General features: G+C 74.4%; 8 protein-coding genes. 5 read left to right on the top strand and 3 right to left on the bottom strand.

The window, feature by feature from the left end:
- Nucleotides 1-23: 23 nt before the first annotated feature.
- Together ACI3ET_RS07935 and ACI3ET_RS07930 are read right to left on the bottom strand one after the other, a co-directional pair.
- Nucleotides 24-4,898, bottom strand: a complete 4,875-nt coding sequence (locus tag ACI3ET_RS07935) for an Lhr family ATP-dependent helicase (RefSeq protein ID WP_405032470.1) — start codon at nt 4,896-4,898, stop codon at nt 24-26.
- An 88-nt stretch (nt 4,899-4,986) separates the two neighbouring features.
- On the bottom strand, nt 4,987-5,190 hold the full coding sequence (locus tag ACI3ET_RS07930; protein WP_405032469.1) for a hypothetical protein: 204 nt from the start codon (nt 5,188-5,190) through the stop codon (nt 4,987-4,989).
- Nucleotides 5,191-5,328: 138 nt separating this feature from the next.
- On the opposite strand from ACI3ET_RS07930, the gene ACI3ET_RS07925 reads away from it, so the two are divergent.
- The 3 genes from ACI3ET_RS07925 to ACI3ET_RS07915 all read left to right on the top strand — a co-directional run bounded on the left by ACI3ET_RS07925 (nt 5,329) and on the right by ACI3ET_RS07915 (nt 10,290).
- Nucleotides 5,329-7,314, top strand: a complete 1,986-nt coding sequence (locus tag ACI3ET_RS07925; RefSeq protein ID WP_405032468.1) for an ABC transporter transmembrane domain-containing protein — start codon at nt 5,329-5,331, stop codon at nt 7,312-7,314.
- A complete protein-coding gene (locus ACI3ET_RS07920; RefSeq protein WP_405032467.1) occupies nt 7,311-9,260 on the top strand; it encodes an ABC transporter ATP-binding protein in 1,950 nt (649 codons plus the stop codon). Before ACI3ET_RS07925 ends, ACI3ET_RS07920 begins: the two co-directional genes overlap by 4 nt.
- Before the next feature lie 70 nt (nt 9,261-9,330).
- Nucleotides 9,331-10,290, top strand: coding sequence for a LysR family transcriptional regulator (locus ACI3ET_RS07915; protein WP_405032466.1), 960 nt, complete (start codon nt 9,331-9,333; stop codon nt 10,288-10,290).
- A gap of 2 nt (nt 10,291-10,292) precedes the next feature.
- Here ACI3ET_RS07915 and ACI3ET_RS07910 read toward each other — a convergent pair whose 3' ends face one another.
- Entirely contained in the window at nt 10,293-12,134 is a 1,842-nt protein-coding gene (locus ACI3ET_RS07910; protein WP_405032465.1) for a carboxyl transferase domain-containing protein, read from the bottom strand.
- A gap of 70 nt (nt 12,135-12,204) precedes the next feature.
- On the opposite strand from ACI3ET_RS07910, the gene ACI3ET_RS07905 reads away from it, so the two are divergent.
- Both ACI3ET_RS07905 and ACI3ET_RS07900 read left to right on the top strand, forming a co-directional pair.
- On the top strand, nt 12,205-13,131 hold the full coding sequence (locus ACI3ET_RS07905) for an AEC family transporter (protein WP_405032464.1): 927 nt from the start codon (nt 12,205-12,207) through the stop codon (nt 13,129-13,131).
- A gap of 9 nt (nt 13,132-13,140) precedes the next feature.
- Nucleotides 13,141-13,362 carry a DUF3046 domain-containing protein gene (locus tag ACI3ET_RS07900; protein WP_405032463.1) on the top strand — a complete coding sequence of 74 codons (222 nt, stop codon included), beginning with the start codon at nt 13,141-13,143 and terminating at the stop codon, nt 13,360-13,362.
- Nucleotides 13,363-13,392: the final 30 nt, after the last annotated feature.

Below are 13,392 nucleotides of genomic sequence, written 5' to 3'. Positions count from 1 at the left end.
GCTCCTGGAGCGCTGTCGGTTGCTCACCGGCGCAGCCGCAGTCCCTGGGGGGCGGTGTGGAACCCCGCCTCCACGAGCGCGCCGGCCAGCGGTGCGCCCGACCCGACCGCGGTCGCGCCGTCGATCCTGCCCACGGTGATCCCACGCAGGGAGCCGGAGCGCACAGCGCCGACGAGCGAGGCGGCCACCGCCGGCCAGACCCGCTCGGGCGGTCCGTGCGCGGGCGGGTCGAAGGTGAGGGCGCTACGCCCGCCCCGTTCGAGATAGAGCACGAGCGATCCGTCGACGAGCACCACCATGGCACCGGCCTTGCGCCCCGGCCGGTGGGTCGCGGCTTCCGGGTCGGTGCCGCCACGCCCTCCGGGCCACGGGACCGACGCGCCGTAGGGGCTGGCGGGGTCGGTCGCCGCCAGGAGCACGACCTCGGGCTCCCGGCCCGGCTTGTCCAGCTGGCCGTCCAGGGCCCGCAGCCGGTCGATGGCTCCAGCGGTGCCGAACTGCGCCGCTCCGAGGCCCTCCACGACATACCCACGCCGGACCCGCCCGGCCTCCTCCGCACCGGCCAGCACCCGGTAGACCCCGGCGAAACCGCCCGGGATCCCCTCCGCGACGACGGACCCCCGCGTGAGCACGCCGTAGCGGTCCAGCAGCTGCTCGGCGGTCGCCAGCGCCCGCACCGTGGTGTCCGTCTCGACGGGCGGCAGCAGCGACCACCGGCCGACCCCGCCGGGAGGCCCGGACCGGACCGGCAGGGAGGGGCGGGCGGACCGGGAGGACAGGGCCACGGAGGTGCGTGACCAGCGGCCGGTCCTCGCGGGGGCCCGGCGGGCCTTGTGGGCGGTGCGGCCACCGGCGAGCAGCGCGCGCACCGGGGCGAAGGTGTCGGCCGTCACGCGACCGGCCCAGACCAGCTCCCACACGGTCCTCAGCAGCGCCAGGTCGTCGGTCGCCCCGACGGCGTCGGACAGCGCCCGGAAGAAGTACGCGCCGCCGGGCACCCGCTCGAGCAGCTCCAGAACCTCCTGGGCGGGGGCCGCCGGCTCGACGTCCGGTGCCGTCATCGTCAGGTGGGCCGTGTCCGCCAGGTGCAGCGACACCCAGCCGTCGTCGCCGGGCAGCGACCCGTGACCCTGCCAGAGCACCTCGCCGGCCGTCATCAGCTCGTCCAGCTGGGCGGGGGAGTAGCCCTGCACGCGGGCCGGCAGCACCAGCGACTCGACGGCGGAGGCGGGCACGCGGGCACCGGCGAGCTGCTCGACGGCGCGCACCACGCCGTCCAGCCCGCGCAGCTCTCCGATCGACTGCCAGCGCGGCAGGAAGCGGGCGTAGGTGTCCTGGGTGACCGGCTCGACCTCCCGCCGCAGGGCGGCGAGGGAGCGCCGACGCAGCAGGCGCAGCACCTCGGCGTCGCAGACGTCGTCGTCGCCGGTGCCCTCCGGCACGAGCGCACCCTGCACCACCCGACCGGAGGAGACGAGCCGGCGCAGCGCGTCCCGGACCACGGCCGTGCCCAGGCCCAGCCGCCCGGCCAGGTCACCGACCGGAAAGGGCGTGTGGGTCCGGGCGTAGCGCACGACGAGGTCGCCGAGCGGGTCGTCCCCGCCCTCGAGGTAGGCGGCGGGCACCCCGACGGGGATGGCGGACCCGAGGGCGTCGCGCAGCCGTGCCGCGTCCTGGGCGTCGGCCCAGCGCTGGTCGCCGGCGATCCGCACCTCGATCACCCGGCGGGCCTCGACCAGCGCGGCCAGCCAGCCCGGCGCCCGGTCGCGGACGTCCTCCTGGGTGCGCGCGACGACCTCGTCGGTCGACAGCGGGCCGAGCACCCTCAGCAGGTCGACGAGCTCCTCGGGGTCGCGGGCGGCCCGCTCGGGGACGAGCCGCTGCAGCTCGTCGTGCGCGCGGGCCACCACCCGGGGGTCGAGGAGGTCCCGCAGCGAGGCGCCCTCACCGCGGCCGAGCAGCTCGGCCAGCAGGGAGGGGTCGAGCGACAGTGCCGCCGCCCGGCGCTCGGCGAGGGGGGAGTCGCCCTCGTAGAGGAACTGGGCGATGTAGCCCATGAGGAGCGACCGGGCGAAGGGCGAGGGGGAGGTGCTGGCGACGGTGACCACGCGCAGGTCGCGGGCGGCGATCCTGCGCATCAGGTCGACGAGCGCGTCGACGTCGTAGACGTCCTGGACGCACTCCCGCACGGCCTCGAGGACGATCGGGAAGGTGGGGTAGCGGGCGGCGACCTCGAGCAGCTGCGCCGACCGCTGCCGCTGCTGCCACAGCGGCTGGCGCTTGCCGGGGTTGCGGCGAGGCAGCAGCAGCGCCCGCGCCGCGCACTCGCGGAAGCGGGAGGCGAAGAGTGCCGAGCCGCCGATCTCGGTGGTGACCAGGTCGGCCACCTCGTCGGGGTCCAGGGTCAGCAGCTCGGCGATCTCGGCGTCCAGGCGCGCGGCGCGGCCCGCCTCGTCCGGGGCCGCCGCGCCGTCCTCCTCCCAGGCGCCCAGGTCAGGCAGTCGCAGGACGATCCCGTCGTCGGCGGCCATCGCCTGCACGTCGGTGCCGTAGCGCTCGCGCATCCGGGCGGCCAGGCACAGCGCCCACGGAGCGTGCACCGGCGTCCCCCAGGGCGAGTGCACGACGACCCGCCAGTCGCCGATCTCGTCGCGGAAGCGCTCCACCACGATCGTCCGGTCGTCGGGCAGGTGCCCGGTCGCCTGCTGCTGGTCCCGGAGGTAGGTGAGCAGGTTGTCGGCGGCCCAGGCGTCGAGCCCACGGTCCACCAGCGTCGTGCGCGCGTCGTCCGGCGACGCCGCGACGGTGCGACGCACGAGTTCGCCGACGGCCCCACCGAGCTCGGCCGGCCGTCCCTGCGACTCGCCCTTCCAGAACGGCAGCCGTCCGATCTGGCCGGGTGCCGGGGTGACGAGCACCTGGTCGTGGGTGATGTCCTCGATCCGCCAGCTGGTCGTGCCCAGGGTGAAGACGTCGCCGACGCGGGACTCGTAGACCATCTCCTCGTCGAGCTCGCCGACCCGGCGCCCCGGGCCCTCGCCCGTGGCGAGCATCACGGCATACATGCCCCGGTCGGGGATCGTCCCGCCCGAGGTGACCGCGAGCAGCTGGGCACCGCGCCGGGCGGTGAGGGTGTCGGTGACGCGGTCCCACACGATGCGCGGGCGCAGGTCGGCGAAGTCCTCGCCCGGGTAGCGGCCCGCGAGCATGTCGAGCGTCGCCTCGAACAGGCTGCGGGGCAGGGCGGCGTAGGGCGCTGAACGGCGCACCAGGTCGAAGAGGTCGGGGACCGACCACTCGTCCATCGCCAGCATCGCCACCACGTGCTGGGCGAGCACGTCGAGCGGGTTCGCCAGGACCGAGAGCCGCTCGATGGAGCCCGCCCGCATGCGCTCGACCACGACAGCCGTCTGCACGAGGTCGGCGCGGTGGGTCGGGAAGAAGACCCCGCGGCTGACGGCCCCCACCTGGTGCCCGGCACGCCCGACCCGCTGCAGGCCGGAGGCGACGCTGGGCGGGCTGGCGACCTGGACGACGAGGTCGACGGCGCCCATGTCGATGCCGAGCTCCAGGCTGCTGGTCGCCACGACGGCAGGCAGCTGCCCGGTCTTGAGGGCGTCCTCGATGACGGCCCGCTGCTCCTTGCTCACCGACCCGTGGTGCGCGCGGGCCAGGACCGGGGGTGCGCCGCGCGAGGCGCCCGACTGGGCCATCACCTGGGCGGGCGTGCGCTGCACCGACGGTCGGACGTGGTGCGTGGGAGTCGCCGGGAGCCCGCCGTCGACGGCCTCGTCCCGGTCGGGGTGCCGGTCCTCCCAGACCTCGTTGAGCCGGGCGGTGAGCCGCTCGGCCACCCTGCGCGAGTTGGTGAACACGAGGGTGGAGGTGTGGTCCGCGACGAGGTCGACGATGCGTCGCTCCACGTGCGGCCAGATGGACGCCCGCTCCTCCGGCGGGGTGGAGGGTGCCCAGGCGTCCGCGTCGGGGGCGCCGGCAGGTATGCCGTGTCCCTCGCCGTCGAGGTCCGGGAGCACCGGGCCGACGCCGACCGCCCAGTCGTCGTCGGGACCATCCTCGTGGGCAGGCTCGCGGTGCGCGACCGCCGCCCCCGTCCGGGGCCCGGGCAGCTCGCCCGCCCCGGGGTCGGCCATGTCGGGGACCGGCACGACGACCGACAGCTCCCAGGCCTTGGTGGACGGCGGCTGCACGGTCGTGACCGGGCGACCGCCTGCGAGGAAGCGCGCCACCTCCTCGACCGGTCGCACGGTGGCCGACAGGCCGATGCGCTGAGCCGGCCGCTCCAGGAGAGCGTCGAGCCGGTCGAGCGTGACGGCCAGGTGCGCGCCGCGCTTGGTGCCCGCGACCGCGTGCACCTCGTCGACGATGACGGTCTCCACCCCGCTCAGGGCTGCGCGGGCCTGGGAGGTGAGCAGCAGGAAGAGCGACTCGGGCGTGGTGATGAGGACGTCGGCGCCGTCCTTGGCGAAAGCCCGACGCTCGGCGGCCGGCGTGTCGCCGGACCGGACGGCGACCCCCACCGAGGGCGACGCCAGACCGAGACGGGTGGCGGCGTGCCCGATGCCGACGAGCGGCGAGCGCAGGTTGCGCTCGACGTCCACGGCGAGCGCCTTGAGAGGGGAGACGTAGACGACGCGGCAGCGCCCCGGGGGCTGCTCGTCGGTCCTGGCCGGTCGCGGGGAGCTGGTGATCCGGTCGAGCGCCCAGAGGAAGGCCGACAGGGTCTTGCCCGAGCCGGTGGGTGCCACCACGAGGGTGTGGTCGCCCGAGCTGATCGCGGACCAGGCACCGGTCTGCGCCGGGGTCGGCCCCGGGAAGGACGCGTCGAACCAGGCGCGCGTCGGCGGGGAGAAGCGCTGGAGGACGTCCTCGGTGGTCACCGGTCCACTGTGCCACCGGGCACCGACAGACCCGGCCGGGCGCGCCCGTGGCAGCGTCTCGGGGATCCCCGGCGACGGGTGGGTGTGCTCAGGTGCGCGGGTCCCCGGACTGCGGGACGATGCGGCGGCGCTTGCCCAGGTCGACCCGGTTGCCGTAGGCACCGGTGACGCGCGGCACCGGTGGGCGCTCCATGTCGCGCACCTCGTGGTGCAGCGTGCGGTGCGGGGGCCGCCACAGCTTCAGCGCGACGAGCAGCTTCTGCCACCAGGCGAGGTCCTGCCGAGTGCTCACGGTTCCTCCAGTGCGCCAGGATCGGGGTCGGGGTTCATCCTCTCACCACCAGGGCCGGCGTCCGCACCCGGTGGCGGACCAGGGCTGCCCAAAACCCGTGGAGGAAGGTCGGTGCGGCGGCCTATCCTGAACCACGCCATGCGCGACTTCCCACCCCCCACCACCGCCCGGACGCCCGGATCCGCCGAGGCGCCCGACACGCGCACGCCCGTCCGCTTCCTGTGGTGGATGCTGCGTCAGCAGGGCGACCTGATCGTCGCAGGCTCGCTCCTGAGCGTCCTGTGGATGATGCCCACGGCCCTGACCCCGTGGATCTTCGGTCGCGCCATCGACGAGGGGATCGTCGGGGGCGACGCCGAGCGCATCGTCCTGTGGTCGGCCGTGCTGCTGATCGTCACCCTGGCGGGCGGCGGCAGCGGCGTCTTCTACCACACGGTGGTGGTCCGCTCCTGGCTCGTCGCCTCCTACGGCAACACGGGCCTCGTGACCCACCAGGCCACCCTGCTGGGCCACGTGCTGCCCCGGCGCAGCCCGACCGGGGAGGTCCTGAGCGTCAGCGGCAGCGACGGCGACCAGTTCGGCCACTTCGTCGAGATCACCTCGCGCGTGATCGGCAACCTGGTGGCCTACGCCGTCGTGGCCGCCATCGTGCTGCAGATCTCCGCACCGCTCGGCCTGGTCGTCCTGCTCGTTGCGCCGCTGCTGGTCCTCACCTCCATGCCGCTGCTGCGTCCCCTGTCCGCGGCGCAGACGCGCGAGCGTACCCGCGACTCCGAGCTGACCTCGATGGCCACCGACATCGTGGCCGGGCTGCGCATCCTGAGGGGCATCGGCGGCGAGCGCATCTTCGGCGAGAACTACGCCAGCCAGTCGCAGCGGGTCCGCGTCGCCGGCGTCCGCGCAGGTGCGTGGGCCGCCCTCGTCGAGGCCGTCGGCGTGCTCCTGTCCGGGATCTTCGTCGTCGTCCTGATGGCGCTCGGGGTGCAGGAGGTACGCGCGGGTCGGCTGCAGATCGGCGAGCTGATCACCTTCCTGGGCTACGCGATCTTCCTCGTGCAGCCGATCCGGGTCTTCTTCGAGGCCGCGCAGCAGATGACGCGGTCCCTCGTCTCGGCCCGCAAGGCGATCGGGGTGCTGGGCAGCCCCGACCCGTGGCCGGAGCGCCGTCCCGGCTCCCTGGACGCCGCCGGCGAGCTCCTCGACGAGGTCTCGGGGCTGCGGGTGCGTCCTGGCCGTCTCACGATGGTCGTGAGCGCCGTCCCCGACGACAGCGCCGCGCTCGCCGACCGGCTGGGTCGCTACCTGCCCGCCGAGGACGCCCTGTCCCAGGACGCGGAGGAGCTCGCCGGGAGGGCCGAGCGCCGGGCCATGGTCCGTCGCGAGCAAGCCAGGGCCGAGCTCGCCGAGCGCGACCGACACCGCGCCGGACGACCCTGGGGCGTGACCCTGGGCGGGGTCGACCTGTCGACGGTGCCGCTCGCGCAGGTGCGCGAGACGGTGCTGGTCAGCGACGCTGGGTCCTACGTCTTCGCCGGCACCCTGCAGGACGCCGTCGACCCGCGGGGTCGCCTGACCCGCGAGCAGGCCGAGGCCGCCCTCTACGCCGCTGCAGCCGAGGACGTCTACGACATCCTGCCCGGGGGCTGGCAGGGCGTGCTCGACGAGCGCGGTCGCGGCCTGTCCGGCGGGCAGCGGCAGCGGCTCGTCCTGACCCGGGCGCTGGCCGCCGACCCTCCCGTCCTCGTCCTGGTCGAGCCCACGTCGGCCGTCGACGCCCACACCGAGGCGCGGATCGCGGACCGGCTGCCCGGGCACCGGGCCGGTCGCACGACCGTGGTCGTCACGGCCTCTCCGCTGCTGCTCCACCACGCCGACGAGGTCGCCTACCTGGAGGGCGGCCGAGTGGTGGCGACGGGCACGCACGCCGAGCTGAGCCGCAGCCACGCCGACTACCGCTCCACCGTCCTGCGCGGCGACCTCGTCGACCCGCACCTGGTGGAGGCCCTCGACCGGGCGGCCGAGGACGGGAGCCGCAGCGACTCGGCCCAGGGGCACCCCATCCCCCCTTCCGTGACCCATCCGACGCCCGACGGCGTCCACGTCGTCGAGGAGGTGAGCTCGTGAGCGCCCAGCTCGACGAACGGCTCCGCGCCGACTCCGCCCGCACCTGGCGGACGGGAGCTGCGACCCACGACCCGGTGCCGCCCGGGCTGCGCCCGCCCGCGCCGGGCAGCGTCGGGCTGCGCCAGCGGCACCGGATGCTCTGGGAGCGTCACGCCCTGCGGCGGCAGCGTGCCCAGGACCACCTCGCGTCCGCGCTCGACCCCGAGCGCGGGCTGCCGGTCGCCGCCTCGGCCACCGTGGTGGGCTACCTCACCGGGCTCCTGCGGCGCCGGCTCGGCATGGTCGTCATCGTCACCGGCGCCAACGCGCTCGCGGCCGCTGCCGGCCTGGCCCTGCCGATGCTGCTGGGGCGCCTGGTCGACAGCGTGGTGGCGGCCGACGGACGACCGGCGTCCGGCACCGTGACGACCTTCGTCGCGGTGGTCACGGCCGTGCTCGTCGCCCAGACGCTGCTGACCTACCTGGCCAAGTGGCTGGCCGTCCGGCTGGGCCACGGGGTCCTCGCGGAGGCGCGCGAGCACGTCATCCGGGCCGTGCTCCGGCTGCCCCTGGGGCGGGTCGAGTCGGCGAGCACGGGTGACCTCGTCACCCGCGTGACCCGCGACGTCGGGGCGATGAGCTTCGCCGTCCGGCGGGCGCTGCCCGAGTTCATCATCGGGCTGGTGACCGTGCTGCTCACGGTGGTGGCGATGGTCGTCAACTCGTGGGCGCTGGCGGTGCCGACGCTGGTGACGGCGTCGCTGTCGCTGTGGCAGGTCCGTCGCTACCTGCGCGACGCGCCCGCGGCCTACCTGCTGGAGGGTGCGACCTACTCGCAGATCAACAGCACCCTCACCGAGACGGTGGAGGGCGCGCGGACCGTCGAGGCGCTGGGGCTGCAGGACCGCCGTCGGTCTGCGGGGGCGGACGACATCGAGGTGTCGGCGCAGGCCGAGCGCTACGGCCTGACGCTGCGCAACGTGCTGTTCGCGGTGATGGACATGGCGTTCTCGCTGCCCCGGGTGATCACGCTCGTCGTCGGCGCCTGGCTCTACCTGCGCGGCTGGGTCACCCTGGGTCAGATCACCGCCGCCATGCTCTACATCGAGACCTTCTACGGTCCGTTCGACCGGCTCGTCGGCATGATCGACAGCCTCCAGGTCGGGATCGCCTCCACGACCCGTCTGCTCGGCATCGCCGAGGTGCCGGCCGACCGGGTCCCCCGTGACGCGCTTCCGCAGGGTCGGGACATGGTCGGCCGGGACCTGCGCTACGCCTACCGGGAGGGCCACGACGTGCTCCACGGCATCGACGTCGGCCTTCGGCCCGGCGAGCGGCTGGCCGTGGTCGGACCCTCGGGGTCGGGCAAGTCCACGCTCGGTCGGCTGCTCGCCGGCATCCACGCACCCCGCAGCGGCTCCGTCGCCGTCGGGGGTGTCGAGCTGGTCGAGCTGCCGCTCGACGTCCTGCGCACCGAGGTCGCCCTCGTCACCCAGGAGCACCACGTGTTCCGGGGCACGGTCCGCGACAACGTGGTGCTCGCTCGCGACGGCGCGGACGACGCGGAGGTGTGGCGTGCGCTGGAGACCGTGGATGCCGGCGAGTGGCTGCGCGCCCTGCCCGCCCGGCTCGACACGGTCCTCGGGTCGGGGCACCAGGTGCTCACCCCTGCCCAGGCCCAGCAGATCGCCCTGGCCCGGCTGATCCTCGCCGACCCGCACACCCTGGTCCTCGACGAGGCGACCAGCCTCATCGACCCGCGCACGGCGCGGCACCTGGAGGGGTCGATGAACGCGTTGCTCACCGGGCGCACCGTGGTGGCCATCGCCCACCGCCTGCACACGGCGCACGACGCCGACCGGATCGCCGTCGTCCAGGACGGGCGCATCGTCGAGCTGGGCAGCCACGACGAGCTGATGGAGCGGGGCGGGGAGTACGCCGCGCTCTGGCGCGCCTGGACCAGCTGAGCGTCCTCGGGCTCCTCGGCCCCCGCGCCGGAGCGACCGTGCGCCCCGCAGGGCTGCCACAATCGGACCCATGTTCAACCCGGAGCACCTGCGCACCCTCCAGGCGGTGGTCGAGGAGGGGACGGTGCTCGCGGCCGCCGACCGGCTGCACCTGACGCCCTCGGCCGTCAGCCAGCAGCTGGGCCGGCTCCAGCAGCAGGTGGGCCAGCCCGTCATGGTCCGGCAGGGCCGCGGCCTGGTCCCCACGGACGCCGCCGCGGTCCTGGTCCGGGTGGCGGAGCAGATGGTCGAGCTCGACGAGCGGGCCAGGGCCGAGCTGGAGACCCTCCAGGAGGAGGTGTCGGGCCCGCTCGTGCTCGCCGCCTTCCCGACCGCGCTGCTCGGGCTGGTGGCTCCGGCCGTCACGGTGCTGCAGGAACGCCACCCCCACCTGGTGCTGACGGTGCGCGAGCTGTCCCCCGAGGCTGCGCTGCACGCCCTGCGCCGTGGCGAGGTGGACGTCGCGGTCGTGCACGACTGGACCGACCGGCAGGTCTCGATCCGGGCGGGCCTGCAGGCCCACCTGCTCGGACTCGACCCCGTCGACCTCATCGCCCCGGCCACCTCCGACCTCCAGGCGGGTCCGGACGGGGTCGACCTGGACGACCTGGGCGGCCACGTGTGGATCGACGACTCGCCGGGCGTCTACAGCGACTGGCTGCGCGGAGCCCTCTCCACCCGCCGGCTGCCGCACCGGATCGGGGCGACCGTGGAGGCGTCCGCCCCCCGGCTCTCGCTCGTCACCCAGGGGTTCGGGCTCTGCCTGCTGCCCCGGCTGGGTCGGGACGCGCTGCCGGCCGGTCTGGTGGCGCTGCCGCTCGTGGAGGCACCGACCCGGCGCATCCACGCCGTGCACCGCGAGGCCAGCGCCCGTCGCCCGGCGGTCGAGGCCGCCCTCGAGGCGATGCGCACCGTATGGCGTGAGCGGGCCGAGCTGCCCGACGTTCCCGAGGAGGGCGAGGGCGGCGGCGGTGGGGGTCCGACCCGCTGAGGTCAGTCGTGGTGCTCGGCGGCGAGCTTGCCGAGGGTCCGGGGCCGCAGCCGGTCGTCGGCCTTCTGCCGCAGACGACGCGGGCTCAGCCCGTGCTGGGCGTTGTACCCGTCGACGATCGCCACGCGCAGGGCGTGGGCGGTGGCGTAGGGGTCCTGGCCGTCGTGGACCACGGTGTCGACCAGCCCCTGGTGCCGGAGGTCGTCGGAGGAGGCGCGCATGGTCTCCAGGGTCATCGCCACCTGCTCCACCGTCGGGTTGGCCTCGTTGTAGAGGATCGTGGCCGTGGACCGAGGCTCGGACACGAAGCCCAGGGCGCTGTCGAGCATGACGGTCTCGCGGCCGAACGGGGTGGTTGCCAGACCGCCGCCGCTGCCCATCGCCCCGGTGATGACCGAGATCGTGGGATAGGGGTGGGAGGCCGCCTTCTTGATGCTGCGCGCGATCGCCCTCGACTGTCCACGCCGCTCGGCGGCCATCGTCGGCAGCGCACCGAGGGTGTCGGTGAGGAAGACGATCGGCAGCTCCCAGCGCTCCGCGGCGTCCATCATGCGCACGGCATACTCGAAGTCCTCCGGGCTGGGGTTCGCCGGGGACTTGCCGACGTAGCTGCCCGAGATGCGGTAGCTGGGCTGGTCGCCGACCACCATGAAGGACTGGCCGGCGATGGTGCCCACCGCGGCCACGATCCCGGGGTAGCGCTTCTCCTCCTCGAACTGCACGTGGTTGTAGAACGGGACGGCGGTGTCGAAGACGTTCTGCAGGAAGAACTCCGTGTCCAGCCGGTTGGCCCCGACGGCGATCTCGTTGTAGCGGGCCATCAGCGCCTCGCGCCGCGAGGCGTCCGGGCGGTCGCGCCGGTCCCGTTCCACCTGCAGCGTGTGCTCGACGAGCTGACGGTCCCACAGCGCGGCGGAGAACCCCTCGACCCCACGGGTCAGGGGCCGCGACGTGGCCCGCCGGCGGTCCTCGCCGTCGTGCCGCCCGAGCCGCAGCCGGTGCCCGGAGCGACCGGAGGCGATGACGCGACCCAGGAAGGTGATCAGCTCGTCGACGTCCTTGAGGAGCACGTCCACGTTGCGGTCCAGGTAGTTGGCCTCGGCGCTCTGCAGGCCGCGCGGCACCGCCCGCCCCTCGAAGGTCTCGATGACCCGGCGGCCGGCGAAGCCGTAGTCGGTCCCCTCCAGCGCGACGATGAGGTCGGCGCTCGGGACCGCGCTCGCCGACATCCCGCCCCACACCTGCCCTGCCAGCACCGAGATGTAGGGCCGGTTGGTGGTGTGCTGGAACTTGTTGGCGGCCGCGGCCATCCGCTGCATCTGGATCAGGCCCAGCACGTTCTCGTGCTGGCGCACGCCCGAGGAGGCGCCCATGCTGACCAGCGGCAGCCTCTCCCTCTCGGCAAGCTCGGCGGCCTGGACGAACTTCTCGCCCGCGACCTCCCCGAGGGACCCGGCGAAGAAGGACCAGTCGACGACGTAGACCACCGCGCGCTGGCCGTGGAAGTGCCCGATGCCGAACTTGGCCGACTCGGTCGACCCGCTGCGGGCCTCGGCGTTGAGCAGCTTGTCCTTGTAGTGCTCGATGGTGTCGCCGACGCGCCGCTGCAGCCCGATGAGGTCGTCGACGACGCGCAGGTGACCGCGCCGCTCCTGCAGGTTGACGGCCTCGAGGAAGGTCCGGATCGCCTGGGTGGGGTTCAGGCCCGGCCGGGTCTCGTAGAGGGAGGCCACGGTCCGGGGTGTCACCGGCCGAAGGTCGAGCACCTCCGCCGTGACGCCGCCGTCGCCGGTGACGTAGTCGTCGTCGGGGTGGTGGTCGTCGGACGACCGCGGGTCGCGCATTCCAGGGAGGCTAGCAGCGCGTGGAGCCGCTGCGCCCCGGCCGTGCGGGAGGTCGGGATAATGGTCCGTCGTGACTGCCGTGCTGATGGGTTTCTGGCTGATCGCGGCGGTCGTCGCGGTCGGCTGGCTGCTGGCCCACACCGGGCTGTTCGGCCGGCCCGAGCAGCAGATGCTCGCGAAGCTGACCTTCTGGGTCGGCTCGCCGGCCCTGCTCTTCCTCGTCGTCGCCGACGCGGACGTGCGCGTCCTCTTCTCGGGCTTCCTCGTCGCCACCGCCGTGGCCGTGGTGGTGACGGCCTCGGCATACCTCCTGCTCGCCCGGCTCGTGCTGCGACGCAGCATGACCCACGCCCTGATGGGCGGCATGAGCGTCAGCTACCTCAACGCCAACAACCTCGGGCTGCCGATCGCCATCTACGTCCTGGGGGACGCGTCGTGGTCGGCGCCCATCATCCTGATGCAGCTGCTGGTCCTGCAGCCGGCGTGGCTGGCGGCGCTGGACACCAGCCAGGACGGGCACGGCTCGGTGTGGAGGCTGGTGCGCGCACCCCTCACCAACCCGCTGACGATCGGCAGCCTGCTGGGTCTGGTCGTGGCCCTGACGGGGGTGCAGCTGCCGGACGTCGTCCGCGCGCCCCTCGAGCTCGTGGGTGGACTGGCGATCCCCGGCATGCTCCTGGCGTTCGGCATCTCGCTGCGCCTGTCGCCGGTGCCGCGCGGCAGGGCCAACCTGGCCGAGCTGGGCGGGGTGGTCCTGCTCAAGCTGGTCCTGATGCCGGCGGTGGCGGGGCTCGTCGCGGGCCCGGTGCTCGGGCTGGGCCCGCAGGAGGTGCTCGCCGCGGTCGTGATGTCATCCCTGCCGACCGCCCAGAACGTCTACATCCTCGCGGTGGCCTACGGTCGCGGCGAGAGCATCGCGCGGGACAGCGTGTTCGCCACGACCCTGCTGGCGATGCCCGCGATCCTGCTCGTCGTCGCCCTGATGGGCGGCGGCTAGGGTGGCCCGGTGCGGCTGAGCGAGTTCCGGGACCTGATGGTGCGCCACTTCGGGGCGGGGTATGCCGCGCTCGTCGCCGCCTCGCACACGCTGGGCTCGCTGGGGGGTCGCACCGCGGACGAGGCGATCGCCCAGGGGGAGCCGGTCCGGCGGGTCTGGGAGGCGATCTGCCAGGACCTCGACGTGCCGCCGGAGCACCAGTACATCGAGCCCCCGCGGCGTCGGCGCTGACACGGGGAGACGCCTCGGCTGTCGCACCCG

The sequence above is a fragment of the Ornithinimicrobium jinqii genome (genome assembly GCF_045032595.1).
GTDB lineage: Bacteria > Actinomycetota > Actinomycetes > Actinomycetales > Dermatophilaceae > Ornithinicoccus.
The sequence above is the reverse complement of the archived record's forward strand: the minus strand, read 5'-3'. Positions and strand labels throughout refer to the sequence as shown.

Excerpts from the sequence above, each read along its gene's own strand:
- ACI3ET_RS07925 (WP_405032468.1), top strand. The coding sequence starts at position 5,329 with ATGCGCGACTTCCCACCCCCCACCACCGCCCGGACGCCCGGATCCGCC.
- ACI3ET_RS07915 (WP_405032466.1), top strand. The coding sequence starts at position 9,331 with ATGTTCAACCCGGAGCACCTGCGCACCCTCCAGGCGGTGGTCGAGGAG.
- ACI3ET_RS07910 (WP_405032465.1), bottom strand. The coding sequence starts at position 12,134 with ATGCGCGACCCGCGGTCGTCCGACGACCACCACCCCGACGACGACTAC.